This is a genomic window from Streptomyces sp. NPDC005141, assembly GCF_053599975.1.
This window is the reverse complement of the sequence record NZ_JBSFYW010000027.1, coordinates 65,289-87,384: the sequence shown is the minus strand read 5'-3', so window position 1 is coordinate 87,384 and position 22,096 is coordinate 65,289. Positions and strand designations below refer to the sequence as shown.

Below are 22,096 nucleotides of genomic sequence, written 5' to 3'. Positions count from 1 at the left end.
CAAGGAACTCGGTTCATGACTGCACGAGTTGAACAGCGCGTCCGCCACCGCCGCCGGATCACCGGACGGCGTGCCGTGATCGGCGGCGTGTCCGCCCTCGCCCTCACCGGCGCGGCGATCGTCACGACCTCGACGCTGGGCTCGGCGGGCGCGGCGACGACCTGGCCGGAGGCCAGGGGCAGCAAGGCCGTGTCGTCGACGATCTCGGTGTCGGGCACCTACGACGGCAGGCTGACGAAGTTCTACGGCAGCGGCGCCCTCGGGACCGGCGGCCAGGACGAGGACCAGGGACCGATCTTCGAACTGGCGGACGGCGCGGTCCTGAAGAACGTCGTCATCGGCACCCCCGCCGCCGACGGCGTCCACTGCCTCGGCAGCTGCACCCTGCAGAACGTGTGGTGGCTGGACGTCGGCGAGGACGCGGCGAGCTTCAAGGGCAAGTCGTCCTCGGCGGTCTACAAGGTCTACGGCGGCGGCGCCAAGGGCGCGGACGACAAGGTCCTGCAGTTCAACGGCGCCGGCAAGCTGGTGGTCAGCAAGTTCCAGGTCGAGAACTTCGGCAAGCTGGTGCGCAGTTGCGGCAACTGCAAGACGCAGTTCAAGCGCACGGTCGTCATCGACGACGTCGATGTGACGGCGCCGGGCAAGGCGATCGTCGGCATCAACTCCAACTACGGCGACACGGCCTCGCTGCGCAACATCCGCATCCACGGCGACACCAAGAAGAAGATCAAGACGTGCGTCCGCTTCCAGGGCAACAGCACGGGCAAGGAGCCGAAGGAACTCGGCACCGGACCGGACGGGACGTCGTGCAGGTTCACGGCGTCGGACGTCACGTACGAATGAGCCGGGCGATTCACTCGCGCCCGGGAAACAACCTCACATTCGTTTTTGACGTCATCGACTGTGTGGACCTGTCGGCCTGAGCCCCCCTCGGCCGGCAGAAGAACGCCCCCGCCGGTGACGACCGGCGGGGGCGTTCGCCCGTGCGGATGCGGACGGGCTCGTTCAGCTCACGAAGTACGTCGGGTTCGGGAGCTTGTACGTCTTGTCGGCGTAGCCGCCTTCGAGGTCCGAGTACTGGTCGCCGAAGTTCGCGACGATGTCGTACCCGAGCGACTCGATGTGCTTGCGGGTACCGGCCTTGTACTGCACCGTCGTGCAGTTCCAGGCGGCGGCGGTGGCGCAGTCGCTCAGGTAGGCGGGCGGGTTGGCCGCGTCCTTGAGGAAGATGTGCTCGGCGTCGAGGTTGACGTCGACGCCGATCTTCTTCAGGTTGTCGACCGCGGAGACGCGCTGCGACTCCTTCAGGCCCGAGTTGTAGAAGACCTCGACGCCCTTGGACTCGGCGTAGGCGACGAGTTCGGGGCTGCCGAAGACCGCCGGACGGTTCGCCTGGGCGACGTAGGTGGCCCAGGAGGCCGAGCTGTAGGTGTAGTTGGTCTTCCTCTCGTAGTCGAGGGAGAGGAGCAGGGTGTCGTCGATGTCGAAGACGACCGCGGGCTTCTGGTGCCGGTGGTGGGCCTTGCGGGCCGCCTTGTCGATGTCCTTCTTCGCGGCGGCGTCGATCCGCGCGAGGTCCTTGGCGTACTGGCTGTCGGGGGACGCCTGGTACACCCCGTTGCTGTCGAGCGTGGTGCCGTAGTAGGTGTCGATGTCCTTGACGAGGAGCCCGATGTTGTATGGCTCGTGCGTCGAGTTCGCCGTCGACTGACCGGCGGTGGCGACACCGGTGCCGTACAGGGCGGCACCGGCGACGACACAGGTGGCGGCGATGGCCGCGATGCGCAGTGGCTTATGCATGACAGGAGTTCTACGCGCGTCACCCGACCGGACGCGAGACCCGTTGCCTGATCGATACCTCCTTCACAGGCAAAAATCGGGTCAAGCGCCCCGGAGGTGACGGGGCCGGCCGGTCAGTCGGCCGTGGCGCCGATGGCGGTGCCGCCCGTGGTCAGGAGGTCGTGCCGGGCGGAGTGCCGCTGGACTGCCGGGCGTTGCAGGTGCTCGTGGCGTTGTGCCGCTCGGCCTCCGTGTGCGCGTCTCAGCATCCCCTCCCCGGCGTCCAGTCGCCCAGGTACGCCGCACGGGTCGCCGACGGGGCCTCCTCCTCGGTGAGCTGGGGCCGGTTCTCCGGGACGCTGATCACCGCGCCGGGGCCCGTGTTGCGGTACTCGGCGAAACGCTGGCTCTGCCACGGATGGGCGGCGGACATGTCGGTGTAGGGCGCGACCGCGTCGGTCCCGGCGTCCAGGCGGGTGTCGCGGACGGTCAGCATGGGGCGGGCGGTGGTGTCCGAGCCGGGCACCCAGGGGCGGGCCAGCTTGTAGTACGCGTCCGGTGCCGCGCTGCTGATCCGGCTGCGGGTGACCAGGTATCCGCGCGGGTCGGCGACGGCCGTGGACGGCGCGAAGACGAAGCCGTACGGGGCGGCGGCCAGGTCCGTACGGTTCAGGGTGCGGAAGCGGCAGTACTCGAAGACCGCCGTCGCGCGGCCGAAGACGAAGTCCACATCGCCCTCGATGCAGCAGTCCCGGTAGTACTGCCGGGCGAAGGTGCCCAGCGCGATCGAGTCCGCGTACAGCGTGTCCTGGTGGCCGAGGAACCGGCACCGGTGGAACGCCGAGCGGTCGCCCTGCACCTTGACGGCCACGGCCTGGGTGCCGGTGATCCCGGGGTGGTCGGCGCGCAGCCAGTCGTTGGCGAAGGTGATCGAGCGGGCCGTGAACCCGTCGGTGCGCAGGGTCGTCGTCGCGGACCCGGTGGTGCCGTAGGTGCCCGAACCGTCGGGTCTGGGAGTGCCGTTGGCGTTGTCGTACACGACGACGACGTCGCGCGGGTCGTCGGAGGCGCCGATCCAGGTCATCTCGGAGCCCGCGGCACCGGGCAGGCCGGTCGCCGGGTCGACCGCTCCGACCGAGACCGTCTCGCGGTACACGCCGGGCGCGATGACCAGCGTGAACCCGGCGCCGGTCGCGGCGGTCACGGCGGCCTGCACCGTGGTGTGGTCGCCGAGGCCGCCGGGGTGGACGTACAGCGTCCTCGCGTCGAGCCGCGCGGACGGCGAGCCGTGGCGCCCGAAGGGCGGGCGCCCGGCGGCGGCGCGGGCGGGCGCCGCGAGCAGCGGAGCCAGTGCGGCTCCGGTGCTCGCGGCGACGAACGCCCTTCTGCTGACGGGGTGTCCGGCCACGGTCAGCAGATCTTTCCGGCGCCCGCGCGGTGGTCGACGATGCCGGGAACGGCCCTGGGCGCGTCGACCTTCGTGCGCAGGGCCGGTGTCCACCCGGCACCGGACTGGAGTGTCTCGGCGGGAATCTCCGCGTTGTGCACGGCGATCAGATCGGTCCGTACGCCGTTGACGTAGTTGTCGGCGGCGGTGAGCGGCGCCTCCTTCCACTTCTTCAGGATCTTCGCGGCACTGACCGAGTCCGGCAGCGTGAACGCGTTGTGTTCCGCGACGAGTCGGGACTCCATGCCGATGCCGAAGCTGTAGGAGTAGGCGGCGTCGGCGACGAAGTGGTTGTTGTAGGAGTCCACCTGTCCGAAGCGGACGCGCGGCGCGCGCTCGACGAGGCCGGTGAACAGGTTGTGATGGAGGGTGACCTTCAGGTGGCCGCGGTCCACGGCGGCGGTCGCCGCGCTGTCGCTGTTGCCGATCAGGATGGTCTTGTCGTGGTCGGCGAAGACGTTCCAGGAGGCCGTCACATGGTCGGCGCCCTTGACGATGTCGAGTTCGCCGTCGTGCTGTTCGTAGATCCGGCCGTAGTAGGCCGGCAGCGAGCTGTCCGGATGGTCGCCGTCGGTGAACGTGTTGTGGTCGAGCCAGACGTGTGTGGCCCCGTAGACCACCGCGCTGTCGTACTCGGAGTTCCAGTTGCCGGTGTCGCCGTCGGTCGGATCCCACTGCGGGAAGCAGTCGAGGGGGCTCTCGAAGGCGAGGTTGCGGACGATGACGTTGTCGACGTCCTTGATCTGCAGGCTCGCGCCCTTGATCCCGGCGTTGCGGCCGATGCCGACGATGGTGGTGTCGGCGGGGACGTACGCCTTGATGGCGGTGTCCTGGCCGGCGGCGGAGGCGGCGCGCAGATCCTCCTGCTCGCCGCTCACCACCTGGTCGTAGCCCCACACCGCGGGGTCGTAGTCGGCCAGGTACCGGTCGAAGTCGTAGCCGGGCGCGGCGAAGGAGTCGCAGCCGTCGGCGTTGGCGTCGATCGTGCCCTTGACCTTGATGATCTTCGGCGCGCTGCCGTCGGCGGCGAGCGCGGCCCTGAACTCCGCCCAGTTCGTGACCGTGTGGACCTGGGCGGGCTCGGCGGCGGAGCCACCGGTGGTGCCGGTCCCCTCGGACGCCCAGCCGTCGCCCGCGGCGAGCGTCTGCCGGCCGAGCTCGCGGGACTGGGGCTGGGACTGGGCCCGGGCCTGGGCGGTGGTGCCGGTGGCGGCGAGCACGAGGGCGGTGCAGCCCATCAGTGCGGCCGCTCTCCGCCCGGCGGTCGCGTTCCATGTGGCATGCGCATGCCATTTCCGTGTGTTCATGGTGCGGCTCTCCTTCGGCTCAGGGATTCAGGCGGCGGGCCAGGTGATCCAGGACTCGGGTGTCTCCGCGTCGAGACGGCGTACGTCCCGGGGCGTGAGCACCCGGCGGTGCAGCAGTCCGGCCGCGACGAGCCGGGCCACCGCGATCGCGCCGGGCGGGTTGAAGTGCGTGTTGTCCTGCTCGGTCGCGGTCCAGTTGAAGTACTTCTTCGTCTCCTCGACGCCGAGCCGCTGCCACAGGGCGACGGACAGGGCCTGAATGTCGAGAAGCGCCACATGCTCGTCCGCGGCGAGCGCGCGCATGGACACCGGGTAGTCGCCGTGCGTCGGCACCGCGTTGCCGTCCGCGTCGAACTTTCTGCGCTCCACCGGGGTGGCGAGCACCGGCCGGGCGCCCCGGGCCCGCGCGCCGTCGATGTACTGCCGCAGGCAGTCCTGGTACGTCGTCCACGGCTCGGTGTACCGCGTCGGATCGGCGGTCTTCTCGTCGTTGTGCCCGAACTGGACGAGCAGGAGGTCACCGGGCCGGATCACCCCGAGGATCGCGGCGAGGCGGCCCTCGTCGATGAAGCTCTTCGAACTGCGGCCGTTCACCGCGTGGTTGGCGACCACGATGTCCTGGCCGAGGAAGAACGGGAGCGCCATGCCCCAACCGGTCTCGGGTGCGGCGTCGGCGTACTTCTGGGCAGCGGTGGAGTCGCCGGCGATGTGGACGGTGCGCGGCCGGCGGTTCGGGCGGGCCGAGGCGGGTGCCGTCGCGGCGACGGCGAGGGGTAAGGCGGCCACGGCCGCCGAGGTGATCTGTCTGCGCGTCAGGGACACGGGCTTGTGCCTTTCGACAGAGGCCGGGGGGGGGGGACGCGCCCCGGAGGGCGCGTGGCTGCTTCGATCCGCGGCTCCGCCGCGGGCGGCGGGAGCCACGGCCGTGGCCGGTCCGTGGCCGCGGGACATCCCGGCGGCCACGGACCGGCGCGGACCGACCGCGGCACGGCACCACCCACGGCACCACGCACGGCACGGCCGGACGCGGTGAGCGCACAGGACTAGTTGTGGGCCTTCCAGTCCGCCTGGGCCTCGTTCAGCTGATCGGCCAGCGTGTCCAGGAAGTCCTTCGCGCTCATCTTGCCGAGGAGCACCTTCTGGAAGTTCGGCTCGTTGTCGGCCTTGGAGATCGTGTTCCAGTCGGGCAGGTAGTACGGCAGCTGCACGATCTTGGTGCCGGTGCCGTTCAGCGCCTCGGCAGCCAGCCTGGTCGGCTCGGCCCGTTGGATCCAGGCGTCCTTGGCGGCGTCGGTGTTCGCCGGCACCTGGCCCGCGGACTCGTTGAACTTGGAGTTCTCCGCCGCCGAGAGGGCGAACTCGATGAACTTCCAGGCGGCCGCCTTGTTCTTGCCGGACTTGAACAGGCTGAGTCCGTCGACCGGGTTGGAGATCTGTACGCGCGTGCCGTCGTCCATCGTGGGGTTCGGGACCCCGCGGAACTTGCCGGTGCCCAGCGCCTTCAGGTGGTCCTGGTAGGAGCCGAGGTTGTGGCTCAGCATGCCGATGGTGCCGCTGTCCCACTGCGCGACCATCTTGGTGAAGTCGTTGTTGACGTCGGCGGACGGGGTGACCTTCTTGTACAGGGCGACGTACTTCGCCAGGGCCGCCACGTTCTTCGGGTCGTTGACGGTGGTCTTGTCGCCGTTCCAGAAGGAGGTGATCCCGGTCTGGCCGTACGCCGCGTCCAGCGCCGGGGCGATGGAGCCCTCGCCGCCGCGGATGGTGAAGCCGAACTTGTTCTTGCCCTTGTCGGTGAGCTTGCCTGCGGCGTCGTAGAACTTCGACCAGGTCGTCGGAGCGTCGAGGCCCGCCGACTTGAACAGGTCGGTGCGGTACCACAGCGTGCCGTTGTTGGCGGAGGTCGGCACCTGGTACAGCTTGTCGCCGCCGCCCGCGGCCCGGCTGACGTCGAGCAGGTTCTGGCTCAGCCTGCCGTTCAGCGAGCTCTTCTCGATCCGGCTGTCCAGCGGCTCCAGCGCCCCCTGGACGGCGACCTCGGCGAGCATGGCGGTGCCCACGCCGCCGACGTCGGGCAGGCCGCCGCCCTGGATGGCGGTGTCGTACTTGGACTGGGCGCTCGCGGCCGGGATGCCGACGTAGTTGACCTTGATGTCCGGGTACTTCTTCTCGAAGTCGGCGATGATCTGCTTCCAGATGTCTGTGCGGACACCGCCGTTGTTGTCCCAGAAGGTGATCTCGCCCTTGCCGGAGCCCTCGGTGCCCTTGTCCCCCGCGCTGCCGCTTCCGCCGTCACCACAGGCGGTGACGGTCAGCGCGAGCACGGAACCGAGGGCGACGGCCATGGCCGCGCGCCTGGCTCCACGGGCGCCGGTCCTGATCGGACCGGTCCCCACTGGGCTGATCTTCTGTGGGCTGATCTTCATCGGTCGGCTCTCTTCCTCTGGATCCAACGGGGTTGTGGGGTCGGTGAGTTGTCCTCGGAGATCGGCACCCGGCTGCTTCCGGAAGGGACGCGCCCTTCCTTCCACATCCGGCAAGCGCTTGCTACGGAGGTGCGTCATTGCGGCTCCCAACAGGCGGACGAACGGCAGGAAGTGACCCTCAGGGGGTCGCGATGAGACGGAAACGCGTGAACGTGGCGGCGCCGGCGTGGCCCCCGCCGGCCGGCGCCTGCGCGAACAGGCCGAGCAGGGCGCCGACCCAGCGCCGGCCGGTCGCGGCGAAGACCTGCCCCGAGGGCTGCCGGCCGCCACCGACGTCGTAGGAGAAGCGGCAGCGGGCCCCCGCGCCGATCTCGATCCACAGCCGGGCCCGGCCCTCGGGCGCGGTCCGTGCCGGAGCCGCGTCGCGCTCGCTCCCGCCCGGGTCCGAGGACGCGGCGGGTGCTCCCCCGGCGACCGGCTCGGCGAACCGGTGCACGAGCCGCACCGATCCGTCCGGCTCCCGCTGGAGCCCGATCCAGCCGAACGCGTCGCCGAGCACCACGAGCCCGGCCCGCGCCCCGGGCGCCTCGCTGTCGAGGCGCAGGTCGACCTGGACCGTGGCGGCCGCGCCCGGCAGTCGCTGGGTGAGGACATGGGGCAGCGCGCGCAGGTCGTGCGCGTCCGCCGTGCGGACACAGCTCAGCCGGAGTCCGTCGCCGGAGTGCTGGGTGGCCCAGCCGTCCTCGGGGTTGGCGGTCCACTGCCACTGGCGCCCGAAGCGGCCCCCGGGGAAGTCGTCGTCCGTGGCGGGCGCGGACGGCGCCTGCGGCGGCAGGTCCGGCTTCCGGTGTACGGCGACGGGGGCGCCCCGGTCACCGAGCACCGGCCAGCCGTCCGCTCCCCAGCGCATCGGCTGGAGGTGGACCACCCGTCCGTAGGGCCCGCGCTGCTGGAAGTGCGCGAACCAGTCCTCGCCCGCCGCCGTGCGCACCCAGCCGCCCTGGTGCGGGCCGTTGACCGGGGTGTTCCCCTGTTCCAGGACCACCCGCTCCTCGTAGGGCCCGAAGAAGCCGCGCGAACGGAAGGCGCCCTGCCAGCCGGTCTCGACTCCCCCGGCGGGCGCGAAGATCCAGAACCAGCCGTCGTGACGGTAGGCCTTGGGGCCTTCGAGGGTGAACCAGCCGGGAATCCGGTCGGCGTCGACGATCACCTTTCCCTCGTCGAGCAGCCCGGTGCCGTCGGGGCGCATCCGGTGTCCGGTGAGCCGGTTCTTCACGCCCGCGCGGGACCTGGCCCAGGCGTGCACGAGATACGCCTCGCCGGTCTCCTCGTCCCACAGCGGGCAGGCGTCGATGAGCCCCTTGCCCTCCTTGACCAGGTGCGGACGGGTCCAAGGGCCCCTGATCTCGGGTGCGTTGACCTGGAAGATGCCGTGGTCGGGGTCGCCCCAGAAGATCCAGAAGCGGTCGTCGTGGTGGCGCAGGGAGGGCGCCCACACACCGCAGTCGGGCCGGGGACGCCTGAACTCGGCGGCAGGTGCGAGGCGCTGGAGGGCGTGCCCGACGAGCGTCCAGTTGACCAGGTCCCGGGAGTGCAGCAGGGGCAGGCCGGGGGCGCGGCCGAAGCTGGAGGCGGTGAGGTAGAAGTCGTCGCCGACGCGCAGCGGGTCGGGGTCGGACCAGTCGGCGTCGAGGACCGGGTTGCGGTAGGTGCCGTCACCCAGGTCGGCGGAGGGCAGGGCCATCAGGGGCTCACCGCCTTGCGTACCAGGGCGGCGGCACCGGACCGGTCGAGGGCTCCGTCGGCGACGACGGTGACGACCCGGCGCACGAGCGTGTCGCCCGCCTCGACGGTGAGCCGCCGCTCGTGCGCGAGGGAGGAGCCGACGCCCGGGTACTGGGCGGTGCGGACGAACCACGGGTCGTGGCGCGTGGTGCCGGTGGCCCCGGCGAAGACGAGCGTCCAGCCGGCGCCCGCGAGGGCGAGCCAGTCGGCGGGGCGCGCGTGCACCGCTTCCTCGCCCTCGGCGTCGGCGGTGAACACGCGCGGGGCGCCCGCTTCCTTGCGGGCCCGCCAGAAGAAGCCTCCGTACGCCGCGCCGGGCCGGCCGTTGGTGGCCGGGCTGCCGAGGGAGAGTCCGCGCGAGGTGACGTTCGTGAGGGAGAAGGTGAAGTCCAGCGCCCAGGCGGAGTCGGTGAGTCCGACGGCCGCGACCGTACGGCGCTCGCGCAGCAGCTCGGTGCCCGCGGCGACCCAGCGCAGCTCCTCCACGAAGCCGTCGGGGTCGCGCAGCTGGAACGCGGAGTGCCGCTGGGCTCCGTGGTTGTCGAGCTCGGTCGGCCCCTGGTCGCGGACGTAGGTGCGCCCGCCCCAGAAGTTGTGCCCCTCGACGTCGGGTACGGCGACACCGACGCCGAGGTGGTGTGCGTGGTCGGCGGGGCTGAGCTCGGTGACAGCCGTGCCGGCCAGGGTGGTGACGGGGTGCAGATACGGGCGCGGGGAGAGCCGGGCCGGCAGTGCGGGCCGGGTGACGTAGCGGCCGACGGGACGGCCCGTCACACGCAGGACCAGCGATGCGTCGTTCATCCGGTGCTCACCTCTTTCGGGAGCGCCCAGGGGGCGCCCTGCTCGGAGTAGAGGGCGAGGGTGTCGGCGGCCGCCGCGACGAATCCGTCGATGCCGCGCACCACGCGACGCCGCTCGCCGGAGAGCAGCTCCCAGGCGTCCGGGGGCAGTTCGACCGGGTCGGGCGCCTGCCGGATCGCTTCGACGACCTTCATGAAGGCGCCCGTCGACTCGGGCGGGACCAGGAGTTCGGCGCCGTCCGTCAGATGCCCGACCAGGTTCTCCAGCAGGTCCGTGCGGCCGTACTCGATCTCCTCGGGGCCGCGCCCGGACCGCTGCACGAGCACCCGGTCCTGCTTGTACCAGAAGGTGATCCGGCCGCCCGTGCCGTGCACCAGGACATACGGTTCACCGGGCTGTTCGGCGCAGAGCGTCGCGGCGACCGTGATCCGGCCCCCGGTGGTCGTGATCCGCACGCACGAGGTGTCGTCGGACTCGATGTCGTTGGCGCGCAGCAGCTCGGTCCGGATCCCGGTGACGTCCTCGGCTCGGGTCGAGCCGTCCAGCGCGAGGGCCGTGGCGACGACGTGGGCCAGCGGGTTCGTCAGGACACCGTCGACCACGTCCACGCCGTTCAGCCGGCGCCTTCCCGCCCAGGGCGCGCGCCGGTAGTACGCCTCGTCGCGCGCCCAGGCCCCCGCCCCGCCGATGCCGGTCACCCGGCCCAGCGCGCCCTCGTCGATCAGTTTCCTGACGGCGTGCACGGCGTGCGAGCCGAGCGACTGGAAGCCGATCTGGCAGACCACTCCGGCCGCCGCGACCCCGTCGGCCATCCGCCGGAACTCGGCGTAGGAAGGCGCGGGCGGCTTCTCCAGGAGCAGGTGGACACCTCTGCGCGCGGCGATCAGCGCCAGGTCGGTGTGGGTGGGGATGGGGGTGCAGATCACCGCGACCGCGGCGCCGGTGGAGTCGAGCAGGGCCCCGAAGTCGGCGGACTGCTCGACGTGCTGCCCGCCCAGTTCCTCCACGGTGAGCGGGGTCAGCTCGCAGACGCCGACGAGGCGTACCAGGCCCTTGTCCTGGAGACGGCGGATGTTGTTCAGGTGCCAGCCGCCGTGGCCCCGGGCGCCCGCGAGGACGACGGGCAGCGGGAGTCCGCCGGGCGGCGTGTTCGCCGGGCGGCCCGCGGGCGCGTTCCGCGGGCCGGCTCCGTGCCCGGCACGGCCCTGGTGAGAGGAGGACGTCATCCCTTCACCGCCCCCGCGCTGAATCCGGTGATCAGCCATTTCTGGATGAAGGCGAAGACGACGACCACGGGGACGGCGGCGATGATGCCGCCCGCGGCGAGCGCGCCCAGGTCGACGCTGTCGGAGCTCATCAGGGTGTTGAGGCCGACGGGGATGGTCTGCTTGCTCTGGTCGCTGAGGAACATCAGGGCGAACAGGAAGTGGTTCCAGGCGTGCACGAAGGCGAAGGAGCCGACGGCGATCAACCCGGGCCGCAGCAGCGGAAGGACGACGATCCGGAAGGCGTCGAAGCGGTTGCAGCCGTCCACCCAGGCGGCCTCTTCGAGGGAGTACGGCACGTTCCTGATGAAGCCGCTGATGAGGATCATCGAGAGCGGCAGCTGGAAGACCGTCTCGGCGATGATGACGCTGGCCAGCGAGTTGATCATGCGGAGTTCGGCGAAGATCTGGAAGAGCGGGACGAGGAGCAGCGCGCCCGGCACGAACTGCGAGCAGAGCAGCGCGAGCATGAAGCCACGCTTGATCCTGAAGTCGAAACGGGCGAGCGCGTAGCCGCCGGCGAGCGCGACGAGCGTGGTCATCACCAGGGTGGCGACGGCGATGAGCACGCTGTTCTGGAAGTAGGTCCCGAAGCTGCGCTCGGTCCACACCTTGTCGAAGTGCTCGAAGGTCATGGGCCAGGGCACGAGCGAGGTCGAGCCGGCCGGGCGCAGCGCGAAGAGCAGGATCCAGTAGAAGGGGATCAGGGTGAAGAGCAGGTAGATGCCGAGCGGGACGTAGATCTGCCGGCGCGGGGCCTCGTCCCAGGCGCGGCGCTTCCTCCGTTCGTCCGGGCGGGGTTCCTCGGCGGGCGGGGCGGGTGCGGCCGGAGCGATCGTCCGGGCGTCCTTGGTGATCACTTGTCCCCGCCTCCGAACTTGCTCAGCCGCAGATAGACGATCGAGCAGAACAGCAGAATCACGAACGCGACCGTGGTCAGGGCCGACGCGTAGCCGAAGTTGTGGGCGTCGACACTGGTGTTGGCGATGTAGAGCGGGAGCGTCGTCGTCTCGCCCGCGGGTCCGCCGCCGGTCAGCGTGTAGAGCAGGTCGACGTTGTTGAACTCCCACACCGCGCGCAGCAGCGTGGAGAGGATGATCGCGTCCTTGAGGTGCGGCAGCGTGATGTGCAGGAACTGGCGGACGCGGCTCGCCCCGTCGACCTCGGCGGCCTCGTAGAGGTCCTTGGAGACGGACTGGAGATCGGCGAGGATCAGGATCGCGAAGAAGGGGACACCGCGCCACAGGTCGGCGACCACGGCCGCAGGGAAGACGGTCGAGGTGTCCGACAGCCAGCTGGTCCCGTACGAGCCGATGCCGGCATCGGCGAGGTAACGGGTGATGCCCGTCTGGGAGTTGTAGAGCAGCACCCAGATCGCCGAGGTCAGCACCCCGGAGACCGCCCAGGGCGAGAAGACCAGCGCGCGGGCGGCCGCCCGCCCTACGAAGGTCTGGTTGACGATCAGCGCGAGCGCCAGACCGAACAGCAGCTGGAGACCCACCTCGACGACGACCCACTTCGCGCTGAAGGTCAGCGTGTCCCAGAACTGGGGATCGTCGGTGAAGGCGTGCACGAAGTTGTCGAACCCCGCGTAGCCGTTGCGCCACGGCTTGGTGGGGTTGTAGTTCTGCAGGCTGTAGTAGAAGACGCTGATGACGGGGTAGGCGATGAAGCCCAGCATCATCAGCGCCGCCGGGGCGATGAGCAGATACGGAAGCCTGCGCGGGGTCGCGGAAGCACGGCGCCGCCGGGGTGGCGCGGGCGGTTTCGCCACGGCTGCGGCTTGGGCCATGACTGTTCTCCGTTCTAGCGGGTGCCGTGGAGCACGTGCGTGGTCCGTAGGAAGCGCTTGCTCGATGCTCAGAGGTCAAGCCCTTCGCGTACGGAGTTCGGGATACGGACCGTTCGTGACACTGGCCGTTCGCGATGCCGGTCGTTCGTGATGCCGGTACTTCGTGATAGCGGCCAGGTGGAGCGCGGCCGTGGGTCGTTCAGCCCGCGTACGGGTCCGGCACCTGGCCCGGCCGGGCCAGGAACGCGAAGTCGCAGCCGGTGTCGGCCTGGGTGATCTGTTCGTTGTAGAGCGCGCCGTAGCCGCGCTCGTACCGGACGGGCGGCGGTGTCCACTCGGCCCGCCTGCGCTCGAGCTCCGCGTCGTCCACGTTGAGCCGGAGCGACCGTGCCTCGACGTCGAGGGTGATCGTGTCCCCGCTCCGCACGAGGGCGAGCGGGCCGCCGACGTACGACTCGGGCGCCACGTGCAGCACGCACGCGCCGTAACTGGTGCCGCTCATCCGGGCGTCGGAGATCCGCACCATGTCCCGGACGCCCTGCTTCAGCAGGTGGTCGGGGATGGGCAGCATCCCGTACTCGGGCATGCCCGGCCCGCCCTTGGGGCCGGAGCCCCGCAGCACCAGGACACTGTCCGCGGTGATGCCGAGCGACGGGTCGTCGATGGTCCGCTGCATCGTGCGGTAGTCGTCGAAGACGACCGCGGGACCGGTGTGCTCGAGCAGGTGCGGTTCGGCGGAGATGTGCTTGATGACGGCGCCGTCGGGACAGAGGTTGCCGCGCAGGACGGCCACTCCGCCCTCGGCCGCGACCGGGTTGTCCCGGGTGCGGATGACGTCGTCGTTGTGCACCCGGGCGGTCGCCAGCTGCTCGCGCATGCTGTCGTGGGACACCGTGGGCCGGTCCAGGTGCAGCAGATCGGTGATCCGCGACAGGAACCCGGGCAGGCCTCCGGCGAAGTGGAAGTCCTCCATGAGGTACGTCCGTCCACCGGGCCGGACGTTCGCGAGGACCGGCACGGTCCGGGCGATCCGGTCGAAGTCGTCGAGCGTGAGGGTGACGCCGGCCCGCCCGGCCATGGCGATCAGATGGATCACGGCGTTCGTCGAGCCGCCGAGACCGAGCACCGTCGTCACCGCGTCCGCGAAGGCCTCCGCGGTGAGGATGCCGGACAACTTCAGGTCCTTGTGGACCAGTTCGACGATCCTGAGCCCGGCCGCGGCGGCCATCCGGTCGTGCCCGGAGTCGACGGCGGGGATGCTCGACGCGCCGGGCACGGTGACCCCGAGCGCCTCGGCGGCCGCCGTCAGCGTGGACGCGGTGCCCATCGTCATGCAGTGCCCCGGCGACCGGGCGAGCCCGCTCTCCAGTTCGGTCATCTCGCAGTCCCCGATGAGACCGGCGCGCTTGTCGTCCCAGTACTTCCACATGTCGGTGCCGGAGCCGAGGACCTCGTTGCGCCAGTGGCCCGGGAGCATCGGCCCGGCGGGCACGAAGACGGTCGGCAGATCGACCGAGGCGGCCCCCATGAGCAGTGCGGGCGTGGTCTTGTCGCAGCCGCCCATCAGCACGGCCCCGTCCACCGGATACGACCGCAGCAGTTCCTCGGTCTCCATCGCGAGGAGGTTGCGGTAGAGCATCGGGGTCGGCTTCTGGAAGGTCTCGCTCAGCGTGGACACCGGGAACTCGAGCGGGAATCCGCCGGCCTGCCACACTCCCCGCTTCACGGCCTGCGCGCGGTCGCGCAGGTGCACATGGCACGGGTTGATGTCGGACCAGGTGTTGAGGATCGCGATGACCGGCTTGCCGAGGTGCTCCTCGGGGAGGTATCCGAGCTGCCGGGTCCGGGCCCGGTGGCTGAACGAACGGAGCCCGTCGGTGCCGTACCACTGATGGCTTCGCAGGTCCTCGGGCCGTTTCACAGGGACCATCCGGCGGCTATGGCGGCGACCTCGGAGCGCTCGCTCTCGGGCAGCGGCCTGCTCGGCGGGCGGACGTCGCGGCGGCACAGGCCGAGCGACGACAGGGCTTCCTTGACCACGGTCACGTTGTTCGCGGAGGCGTTCGCGCCGCGCAGCTCCTCGAAACGGCGGATCTGCTCCCAGACCTTCATCGCGGCCGGGTAGTCGCCGGACCGGAGCGCCTCGATCATGTTCAGCGATACGGCCGGAGCGACGTTCACCAGGCCCGAGGTGAACCCGGTGGCACCGGCCGAGAAGTACGACGGAGCGTACGGCTCGGCGAGTCCGGCCACCCAGACGAACCGTTCGAGTCCGGCGTCCCGCGCGAAGGACGCGAAGCGCGCCGCGTCGGGGACGGCGTACTTCACGCCGATGACGTTCGGGCAGGAGTCCGCGAGTTCGGCGAGCCGCGAGCCCGCGAGCCCCGGGTTGCGGATGTACGGCACGACGCCGAGCTCCGGCACGGACTCGGCTATGGCCCGGTGGTAGTCGACCCAGCCGCTCTCCGAGACGTAGGGATGCACGGGCTGATGGACCATCACCATCGGTGCGCCGAGCGCACGGGCGTGCCGTGCCGAGGCGACAGCGGTCGGCACGTCGTGCCCGACGCCGACGAGAACGACCGCCCGGTCGCCGGCCTCCTCGATCGTCAACTCGGTGACGAGCTGCCGCTCTTCGGGAGTGAGGGCGTAGAACTCGCCGGTGTTGCCGTTGGGGGTGAGGGTGCGGACGCCGCCGTCGACCAGCCGGCGCAGCAGGGCCCGGTGGGTGTCCCGGTCGATCGTGCCGTCCTCGGCGAACGGGGTCACCGGGATCGCCACGACCTCGGCGAGGGCCGCCCGCTGGGTCTCGAACGTCGCTGTCATTCCTGTCCGTCCTCCTCCTGGCCCTGGGGGAAGGCCCGTTGCACGAACGACGCGATGTGCGCGTGCAGTGCCGCGGCCGCTCCGTCGGCGTCGCCGGTGAGGGCGAGCCGCACGATCTCCCGGTGTTCGCTCGCCTCCCGCTCCCAGGAGGGATCGGCCGCCCAGGCGACCGCCGAGACGAGGGCCGCCTGGTCGCGCACCTCGTCGAGCATCCGGGCGAGCAGCGGGTTGCCGCAGGGCACGTACAGGGCGCGGTGGAACTCCCGGTTGGCCAGGGATCGTTCGGCGGTGTCTGCGGCGTCGTCGGCACGGGTGAGCGCGTCACGGGCGGCGTCGAGGGAGGCTCCGCGACGCACCGCCCGGCGCAGCGCCTCGGGTTCGAGGAGCAGCCGTACGTCGTACACCTCGCGCGCCATGTCCGCGTCCACCATGCGCACCGTGACGCCCTTGTACTGGTTCATCACGACGAGCCCGGTGCCGGCCAGGGTCTTGAGCGCCTCGCGCACGGGTGTCTTCGACACTCCGAACTGTGCGGCGAGGTCGGTCTCGACCAGGGCCTGTCCCGGGGTCAACTGCCCGGTGAGGATGCGGTGTTTGATCCCCTCCAGCACGAATTGCGTGCGGGACGGGATCGGGGTGGGCACAGAGGTCATGCGCGCCTCTCTGGTCTCACGTCTCGGATCACGGGAGCCGGGCATCGAATCGCGGACATCGATCCCGGATCTCGCATATCGCGTCTCATATATGACGTACGAAGTACGACGCGTTGAAGGTAAGAGCGTGACCGCGTTTCGTCAACGCTTCTTACAAAGGAAGTCGCGGTGACGTACGGGGCGCGGGGCGTCGGACGGTCCGGGTCTCGCCCTCACGCGCGGTGGAGGTCCGGCCGCCGCCGAAGACGGCCGCGGCGCGCCCGGTCGCGGACCCGGGCGTGAGCGTGGGTCCCACGTGGGTGACGAGCAACTCCCCCACTCCCGCCTCCTCGGCCACCGATCCCGCGTCCTCCGGGGTGAGGTGCACCGGGTGTTCGCCTTCGCGATGCCGGTCGAGGTCGGCCTCACAGAGGAACAGGTCGGCTCCGGTGGCGAGTTCGAGGAGCGCTGGGCAGGGTCCGCTGTCTCCGGAGTACGCGAACACGCTCCCGTCGCTCTCGGCGCGCAGCCCGTACGCCTCGGTGTCGTGCACGACGGCGCGGGTGTCGAGCACCAGGTCGCCGAACCGGGCCTCGTGCCCGTCGTACAGGGATCGCAGGTCGAGGACGGGGCTCAGGAACCCGGGATCACGCTGTCCGAGGAACCCCGCGAGGCGGGGCCCGAGCTCCGGCGGCGCGTACACGGGCAGGGGTGCCGCGGGGGTGAGCCCGCCGTACGCCAGCCCGTACATCGCGGACAGGAGGTCGGCGCAGTGGTCGGCGTGCAGATGGGAGATCCAGATCGCGTCCAGCCGTGCCGGATCGGTGTGCCTCTGCAACTCGGCGAAGGTCCCGGGACCCGCGTCGACCCACACCTCGGCGCCCCCGCCGCGCAGCAGATACCCGGAGCAGGGGCGGCCGGGCCGCGGGTGGGGGGACCCGGTACCCAGCACGGTCAGCGTGAGGGCCGGTCCCGGAGCGGGAGCGGAGACGGGGGCCGGGGCGGGGGCGGCGTCGGGCACGTGGGAGGCGGGGGCCATGCGGGGAGCGTACGGACCCCGTGAGGCTCCCGCTCCCCCCGCTACGGCTTCCAGCCGGGGTCGCGGCCGCTGAGGCCGATCACGCGGTCGAGGAGGGGCGCGTCGTCGGGTACCGGAACGAGGGGGCCGAAGATGCCGCCGCCCCGCGTCGGATCCTCGGCCGCGGCCCTGAGGAACACGTACGAGGCCTGCAGGGCGGCCGGATCGGGCTCGTACTCCTGGCCGGTGGCCCGCGCCAGGTCCCAGCCGTGCACCACCAGTTCGTCGGCGGCCACGGCCGCCGCGACCGCGCCCGGCAGCGTCACTCCGCCCGCTCGGGTCATCCCGGTCCAGGCCGCCGGATCACGCCAGGCGTCGCCGAGTTCGTCGAGCGCCGTCGGCAGGGCCTCGCGCCAGCCGGGCCCGAGATCGGGCACGGCGGAGTCCGGGCTCGTGTCGGTCGTCGCGCCCAGGTCCTTGCGCGCGGCGTCACGGAAGGCGACGGAGAGTCCGGCGAGGTGCCCCAGGATGTTGTGCACCGCGTAGTCCGGACACGGGGTCGCCCCGTCGAGCCGGTCGTCCGTGACCGCGTCCGCGAGGCGCGCCACGATCAGGGCCTGCGGCCCGAGGTCGAAAGTCTGGCCGGTCATCCGATGCTCCTCAGAATTCGTGTCCACTGCTGGGTAGACCGCGCCCGCACCCGAAACTCATCGGTTCCCCGGACCGGGGCCCCCGCACCAGGACGGCCGGACGGCGCGACGCCGGGCGGCCCGCTCCTCCGTACGCAGCAGCGGCGCAGGCGGGTGGATCGACCGGGGCCGAAGCTGGGCGTGCCCCGGCCACCGTCCGACTCGGGAGAACCCCATGCACCTGCCCCGCCGCCCCCGGCTGCGTCTGCCGCCGCCTGTCCGACCGGCATCGTCTCCGCACCGGCCGACGCCGACGCCACCGACCGCGACAAGGACCGCGCGCTGCGCGAACAGCTCGAGGAGCTGGTGCGCAGCCCCGGTGGCCCGCCCGGTGTCATCGCCGTCCTGCGCCGGGAGGGCACATCACGCGTCCTGCGCGCCGGAGTCGCCGACATCGAGAGCGGACGCCCGATCCGGCCGGACGACCACACGCGGATCGCCAGTACGGCGAAGGCGTTCAGCGGCGCCGTGGCGCTGGGTCTGGTGGACCGGGGCGCGATGGCGGGACCCGGCAGGAACAAAGCGGGAGCGGCGATCTTCCGCTACTCCACCCGCTGCGGAGTGGTCCTCGGCCACACCGGCAACTTCCCCGGCTACACCCAGCTGATCGCCGCCACCCCGGACGGCCGGCGGTCACTGACCTTCTCGCTCACCACCCAGGTGAACGAGGCGACCAAGCCGGAACTGCTCGAGGAGCTGCGCGAGGTCGAGGAGAACTTCGTCTGCGCGCTGCTGAAGGACTGAGGGACCCAGAGGCGGGGCAGAGCGCCCCGCCCCTGGGGCGAGCGGCTGAGCCGTCGTCCGCCGGCGGGCCCTGGCAGCACCCGCGCCTAAGGCGGTTGCCCGATCCCCTCGAGCCCGCCTCAGCACCACGATCACCTGCCATGACATGGACAGTGGCGCGGGTTCTGGGCGATCGCAACGCCGGTTTGTATCTGACCGGAGTGGTCGTCTCCGGCTTCGGGACGTCGGCGATGTGGCTGGCCTCGGGCATCTGGGTCAAGGATCTGACGGGCTCGAACGGTCTGGCGGCGCTCTGCTTCTTCGCCCTCTGGGCCCCCACCCTGATCGGCCCCGTCCTGGGCACCCTCGCCGACCGGACCCGCCGCCGCCCCCTGCTCATCGGCACCAATCTGGTCCTGGCCGCGCTCCTGCCCGTCCTGTTCGCCGTGGACGGGCCGGACCGCCTGTGGATCCTGTTCGCCGTGCTCCTGGTCTACGGCGCGGCGGGCGTGGTCCAGGACGCCGCCGAGTCCGCCCTGCTGGCCGGCTCGATCGACAAGCGTCTCCTCGGCGACCTCAACGGCCTGCGCATGACGGCCAACGAGGGCATGAAACTGGTGGCCCCGCTCGCCGGGGCGGGTCTCTACGCCGCGTACGGCGGCGCACGGGTGGCGCTCCTGGACGCGGTGACGTTCGCGCTGGCCGCGGGGGTGTACGTGGTGCTGAGAGTCCGCGAGACCCCGCCGCTCAGGACGTCCGCCGGGAGCCTGCGCACCCGCGCCGAGGAAGGCGTCCGCCACCTCCTGCGACACCCCCGGCTCCGGGTCCTGGTCCTCGCCGGCGGTACGACCATGCTCTTCGCCGGGATCAACGGCGCGACGGTCTACGCCGTGGCCGAGGGGCTGGGCCACTCCCCCGCGTACGTCGGCGTCCTGTACGTCGCGCAGGGCGCCGGCTCGGTCGCCGTCGGGCTGCTGTCCGGGCCGCTGCTGCGGTGGCTGGGCGAACGGCGCTTCGCCGCCTGCGGGATCGCCCTCACCGCCGTCGCGGTCGCCCTCCGGGCCGTTCCGGACGATGCGGTGGCCCTCGCGTCCAGCGCGGCCGCGGGGGTCGGACTGCCCTGCGCGCTCATCGCCGCGTACACCGCGGTCCAGCAGGAGACACCGGCCGACCTGCTGGGCCGCGCCTCCGCCACCTTGAACACGCTTCTGTACGCCCCGAACGCCATCGGCCTGGCCCTCGGGGCGGGCCTGGTCGAACTGGTCGACCACCGCGTCCTGCTCCCCGCGCTGGGCCTGATCCTGCTGGTGACCCTGGGTCCGCTGCTCCGGGCCGCCCCTGCGCCGGTGGCGGACTGAAGGCACGACGGTGCTCGCCCCTCCACCCCGGACCCCGCTCCTCGAACGCCGGAGGGGCCGATCTTCAGCGAGAGTCCGGGGACGGCAGTCCCCCCGTCACGGACGGGTACGGGCGGAGGGAACGGAACTCCCCTGGCCCATCCCCGCCAGCACCTCCCGTACCGTCTCCAGATCCCCGTCCGAGGCCAACCCCGCGTGATACAGCCGCAGTTCCGTCGCGCCCAGCTCGACCGCGTGCGCCACGTCCGCCGCCAGGGTCCCCGGACGGCCCCCCATCCCCGACACCACGGTGAAGTTGGCGGCCAGGACCCGCCCCTTCGCGCCCGCCTCCGCGAACGGGGTCAGCGGCCCGGCGCCCGCGGTGCACGGCACGACCACCCCGTCGGCCACGGAAAGGATGTGCCGGGGATCGACCCCTGCGTTGGCGCCGCAGTGGTAGGAAACCGGATCGGCGTGCAGGAGCACCTGGAAGCCGGCCGGCGCGGCGGAGCGGACCGCCGAGACCACCTCCTCCTGGAGCGACCGGGCCACCCCGTCACGCCACACCCGGGTGGCCCCGGCGGTCTCCGCACCGAGCAGCTTCTCGACACCGGTCCAGCCCCCGTCCGACGGCGCCCCCCGCCACCCCGGCTCCAGCGCCCCGCGTACGGCGGCCGCCAGCTCCCCCGCGTCGAGACCCTGGCTCCCGTACCCCTGCCCGCACGCGGCGCAGAAGCAGAGCGACATCAGGTACTGCCCGGCGTCTCCGAGCGCCACCCCGCCGATCTTGTCGTGGGCGTGCAGATGGGCGAGTCCGTACCAGCCGAGCGACTCCAGTTCCGTGCCGGCCGCCCCGGGCCGGACCGCGGCCTCCGCCGCGAGATCGGCGAGATAGGCGCGGGTGGCGGGCTGGGCCGCGCAGGGGGCCCAGGGATACCGGTCCCCATAGGCGTTGACGACGGAGGTCGACGGATGCTCCTCCCCCATACGGGAGTTGTGCGCGAGCACCACCCACGTGTGGACGTCGAGACCGGCCCCGGCGAGCGTGGCGGCGGCCTCGCCGTACGCGTCGCCCGGCGCCCAGTCCCCCGCCGGGTACGGGCGAAGGACGCGCCCCTGCCAGCGTGCCTCGTCCACCGGGTAGAGCACGGCGGCGTGCGAGGCCGTCACGATCCGGTGCCGGGGGTGGCGGGGCGTCGCCGCGCGGGTGGAGTGGTACGCGGACGCGAGCGTCACCTGGCGTACGCCGAGCGCGGCCGTCCTGGACGCGGCCTCCGGGTCCCCGTTGACGTCCCAGGGGTACAGGAAGGCGGACGTCCTCACTTGTCCTCCTCGAGGAGCGCGTACCCGCGGTCGATCAGCTGCGCGAGCTGCTTGACGTGGTCCTCGGTCGGTTCGTTCAGCGGGGGCCGCACCTCACCCACGTCCAGCCCGCGCAGCCGGACGCCCGCCTTGACGAGGGCGACCGCGTAACCGCGTCCCTGCGCCCGCAGGTCGACGAAGGGCCGGTAGAAGCCGTCCAGCAGCCGGTTCACCATCGCGTCGTCCCCGGTGTTCAGGGCCCGGTGGAAGGCCAGCGCGATCTCGGGGGCGAAGCAGAAGACCGCCGAGGAGTAGAGCGTGATACCCACGCCCCGGTAGGCGAGTCCGGTCAGTTCGGCCGTCGGCAGCCCGTTGAAGTAGAGGAAGTCGCCGGGTACCTCGCTGCGTACGGCGCTCACGATCCGCTGCATCAGGTCCAGGTCGCCGAGCCCGTCCTTGAAGCCGATGATCCCCTCGGTGCGCGCGAGTTCGATCACGCTCTCGGGGGTGAAGACGGCGTTGTCCCGCTGGTAGACGATGACGTCCAGGGAGGTGGCGGCGGCGATCTCCCGGTAGTGCCGCAGCAGACCCTCCTGCCCGGCCACCACGAGATACGGCGGCATGGCGAGCAGTCCGTCGGCCCCCGCGGCCTCCGCCAGACGTGCGTAGCGCACCGCGAGGGCGGTTCCGTATCCGGCGCCCGCGACCACCGGCACCCGTCCCGCGGTCGCCTCCACGGCCGCGCGCACGCACGCCTCGAACTCCTCGGGCGTGAGCGCGTGGAACTCGCCGGTGCCGCAGCACGCGAAGACCGCCGCGGCTCCGGCCTCGACCCCGCGCCGCACATGCTCCCGGTAGAGGTCGAGATCGACGGAGCCGCCGGGGCCGTACGCGGTGACGGGGAAGAACAGCGGCCCGCTGGGGATGCTCAGCCGAGCGGCAAGAGGGGCTGACGTCACGGACT

General features: G+C 71.6%; 20 protein-coding genes. 3 read left to right on the top strand and 17 right to left on the bottom strand.

What is annotated here, in order from left to right:
* The first annotated feature begins 15 nt into the window (after window positions 1–15).
* Window positions 16–846: a pectate lyase gene (locus ACWD68_RS22110; RefSeq protein ID WP_451808136.1), complete on the top strand. Its 831-nt coding sequence runs from the start codon at window positions 16–18 to the stop codon at window positions 844–846.
* Between the two features lie 162 nt (window positions 847–1,008).
* Here the strand turns inward: ACWD68_RS22110 and ACWD68_RS22105 are convergent, their stop codons facing one another.
* The 15 genes from ACWD68_RS22105 to ACWD68_RS22035 all read right to left on the bottom strand — a co-directional run bounded on the left by ACWD68_RS22105 (window position 1,009) and on the right by ACWD68_RS22035 (window position 17,731).
* On the bottom strand, window positions 1,009–1,803 hold the full coding sequence (locus ACWD68_RS22105; RefSeq protein ID WP_451808135.1) for an HAD family acid phosphatase: 795 nt from the start codon (window positions 1,801–1,803) through the stop codon (window positions 1,009–1,011).
* A 241-nt stretch (window positions 1,804–2,044) separates the two neighbouring features.
* Window positions 2,045–3,190, bottom strand: a complete 1,146-nt coding sequence (locus tag ACWD68_RS22100) for a pectinesterase family protein (RefSeq protein ID WP_451808134.1) — start codon at window positions 3,188–3,190, stop codon at window positions 2,045–2,047.
* 2 nt (window positions 3,191–3,192) lie between these two features.
* Window positions 3,193–4,536 carry a pectate lyase family protein gene (locus ACWD68_RS22095; RefSeq protein ID WP_451808133.1) on the bottom strand — a complete coding sequence of 448 codons (1,344 nt, stop codon included), beginning with the start codon at window positions 4,534–4,536 and terminating at the stop codon, window positions 3,193–3,195.
* A gap of 27 nt (window positions 4,537–4,563) precedes the next feature.
* Entirely contained in the window at window positions 4,564–5,358 is a 795-nt protein-coding gene (locus ACWD68_RS22090) for a rhamnogalacturonan acetylesterase (protein ID WP_451808132.1), read from the bottom strand.
* 221 nt (window positions 5,359–5,579) lie between these two features.
* Window positions 5,580–6,962, bottom strand: coding sequence for an ABC transporter substrate-binding protein (locus tag ACWD68_RS22085; protein ID WP_451808131.1), 1,383 nt, complete (start codon window positions 6,960–6,962; stop codon window positions 5,580–5,582).
* 178 nt (window positions 6,963–7,140) lie between these two features.
* Window positions 7,141–8,706 (bottom strand): family 43 glycosylhydrolase, encoded by a 1,566-nt coding sequence (locus ACWD68_RS22080; protein WP_451808130.1) that lies wholly within the window; start codon window positions 8,704–8,706, stop codon window positions 7,141–7,143.
* Window positions 8,706–9,548 carry a DUF6807 domain-containing protein gene (locus ACWD68_RS22075; RefSeq protein WP_451808129.1) on the bottom strand — a complete coding sequence of 281 codons (843 nt, stop codon included), beginning with the start codon at window positions 9,546–9,548 and terminating at the stop codon, window positions 8,706–8,708. The genes ACWD68_RS22080 and ACWD68_RS22075 overlap by 1 nt, the downstream gene beginning before the upstream one ends.
* Window positions 9,545–10,774: a Gfo/Idh/MocA family protein gene (locus ACWD68_RS22070; protein ID WP_451808128.1), complete on the bottom strand. Its 1,230-nt coding sequence runs from the start codon at window positions 10,772–10,774 to the stop codon at window positions 9,545–9,547. The genes ACWD68_RS22075 and ACWD68_RS22070 overlap by 4 nt, the downstream gene beginning before the upstream one ends.
* Complete coding sequence (locus tag ACWD68_RS22065; protein ID WP_451808127.1) at window positions 10,771–11,673, bottom strand: carbohydrate ABC transporter permease; 903 nt, start codon at window positions 11,671–11,673, stop codon at window positions 10,771–10,773. Before ACWD68_RS22065 ends, ACWD68_RS22070 begins: the two co-directional genes overlap by 4 nt.
* Window positions 11,670–12,605 carry a carbohydrate ABC transporter permease gene (locus tag ACWD68_RS22060; RefSeq protein ID WP_451808126.1) on the bottom strand — a complete coding sequence of 312 codons (936 nt, stop codon included), beginning with the start codon at window positions 12,603–12,605 and terminating at the stop codon, window positions 11,670–11,672. Before ACWD68_RS22060 ends, ACWD68_RS22065 begins: the two co-directional genes overlap by 4 nt.
* 199 nt (window positions 12,606–12,804) lie before the next feature.
* Entirely contained in the window at window positions 12,805–14,535 is a 1,731-nt protein-coding gene (araD, locus tag ACWD68_RS22055) for an L-arabinonate dehydratase (protein WP_451808125.1), read from the bottom strand.
* Window positions 14,523–15,431: a dihydrodipicolinate synthase family protein gene (locus ACWD68_RS22050; RefSeq protein WP_451808124.1), complete on the bottom strand. Its 909-nt coding sequence runs from the start codon at window positions 15,429–15,431 to the stop codon at window positions 14,523–14,525. Before ACWD68_RS22050 ends, araD begins: the two co-directional genes overlap by 13 nt.
* Window positions 15,428–16,084, bottom strand: coding sequence for a GntR family transcriptional regulator (locus ACWD68_RS22045; protein ID WP_451808123.1), 657 nt, complete (start codon window positions 16,082–16,084; stop codon window positions 15,428–15,430). The genes ACWD68_RS22050 and ACWD68_RS22045 overlap by 4 nt, the downstream gene beginning before the upstream one ends.
* A 151-nt stretch (window positions 16,085–16,235) precedes the next feature.
* Complete coding sequence (locus tag ACWD68_RS22040; RefSeq protein ID WP_451808122.1) at window positions 16,236–17,102, bottom strand: MBL fold metallo-hydrolase; 867 nt, start codon at window positions 17,100–17,102, stop codon at window positions 16,236–16,238.
* A gap of 41 nt (window positions 17,103–17,143) precedes the next feature.
* Window positions 17,144–17,731: a TIGR03086 family metal-binding protein gene (locus tag ACWD68_RS22035; RefSeq protein WP_451808121.1), complete on the bottom strand. Its 588-nt coding sequence runs from the start codon at window positions 17,729–17,731 to the stop codon at window positions 17,144–17,146.
* A 180-nt stretch (window positions 17,732–17,911) separates the two neighbouring features.
* Between ACWD68_RS22035 and ACWD68_RS22030 the strand changes: the two genes are divergently transcribed.
* Window positions 17,912–18,514, top strand: coding sequence for a serine hydrolase (locus ACWD68_RS22030; protein WP_451808120.1), 603 nt, complete (start codon window positions 17,912–17,914; stop codon window positions 18,512–18,514).
* Between the two features lie 140 nt (window positions 18,515–18,654).
* Window positions 18,655–19,851 carry an MFS transporter gene (locus ACWD68_RS22025; protein ID WP_451808119.1) on the top strand — a complete coding sequence of 399 codons (1,197 nt, stop codon included), beginning with the start codon at window positions 18,655–18,657 and terminating at the stop codon, window positions 19,849–19,851.
* Between the two features lie 96 nt (window positions 19,852–19,947).
* On the opposite strand, the gene ACWD68_RS22020 is transcribed toward ACWD68_RS22025, so the two are convergent.
* Together ACWD68_RS22020 and ACWD68_RS22015 are read right to left on the bottom strand one after the other, a co-directional pair.
* On the bottom strand, window positions 19,948–21,153 hold the full coding sequence (locus ACWD68_RS22020; RefSeq protein ID WP_451808118.1) for a hypothetical protein: 1,206 nt from the start codon (window positions 21,151–21,153) through the stop codon (window positions 19,948–19,950).
* Window positions 21,150–22,091 (bottom strand): 5-dehydro-4-deoxyglucarate dehydratase, encoded by a 942-nt coding sequence (locus ACWD68_RS22015; RefSeq protein WP_451808117.1) that lies wholly within the window; start codon window positions 22,089–22,091, stop codon window positions 21,150–21,152. The genes ACWD68_RS22020 and ACWD68_RS22015 overlap by 4 nt, the downstream gene beginning before the upstream one ends.
* Window positions 22,092–22,096: the final 5 nt, after the last annotated feature.

Bases quoted from the DNA above. Each gene is read 5' to 3' on its own strand.
- ACWD68_RS22085 (WP_451808131.1), bottom strand. From the start codon at position 6,962: ATGAAGATCAGCCCACAGAAGATCAGCCCAGTGGGGACCGGTCCGATC.
- ACWD68_RS22040 (WP_451808122.1), bottom strand. From the start codon at position 17,102: ATGGCCCCCGCCTCCCACGTGCCCGACGCCGCCCCCGCCCCGGCCCCC.
- ACWD68_RS22035 (WP_451808121.1), bottom strand. From the start codon at position 17,731: ATGACCGGCCAGACTTTCGACCTCGGGCCGCAGGCCCTGATCGTGGCG.
- ACWD68_RS22080 (WP_451808130.1), bottom strand. From the start codon at position 8,706: ATGGCCCTGCCCTCCGCCGACCTGGGTGACGGCACCTACCGCAACCCG.
- ACWD68_RS22110 (WP_451808136.1), top strand. From the start codon at position 16: ATGACTGCACGAGTTGAACAGCGCGTCCGCCACCGCCGCCGGATCACC.
- ACWD68_RS22025 (WP_451808119.1), top strand. From the start codon at position 18,655: ATGACATGGACAGTGGCGCGGGTTCTGGGCGATCGCAACGCCGGTTTG.
- ACWD68_RS22050 (WP_451808124.1), bottom strand. From the start codon at position 15,431: ATGACAGCGACGTTCGAGACCCAGCGGGCGGCCCTCGCCGAGGTCGTG.
- araD (WP_451808125.1), bottom strand. From the start codon at position 14,535: ATGGTCCCTGTGAAACGGCCCGAGGACCTGCGAAGCCATCAGTGGTAC.
- ACWD68_RS22075 (WP_451808129.1), bottom strand. From the start codon at position 9,548: ATGAACGACGCATCGCTGGTCCTGCGTGTGACGGGCCGTCCCGTCGGC.
- ACWD68_RS22095 (WP_451808133.1), bottom strand. From the start codon at position 4,536: ATGAACACACGGAAATGGCATGCGCATGCCACATGGAACGCGACCGCC.
- ACWD68_RS22105 (WP_451808135.1), bottom strand. From the start codon at position 1,803: ATGCATAAGCCACTGCGCATCGCGGCCATCGCCGCCACCTGTGTCGTC.
- ACWD68_RS22045 (WP_451808123.1), bottom strand. From the start codon at position 16,084: ATGACCTCTGTGCCCACCCCGATCCCGTCCCGCACGCAATTCGTGCTG.
- ACWD68_RS22070 (WP_451808128.1), bottom strand. From the start codon at position 10,774: ATGACGTCCTCCTCTCACCAGGGCCGTGCCGGGCACGGAGCCGGCCCG.
- ACWD68_RS22060 (WP_451808126.1), bottom strand. From the start codon at position 12,605: ATGGCCCAAGCCGCAGCCGTGGCGAAACCGCCCGCGCCACCCCGGCGG.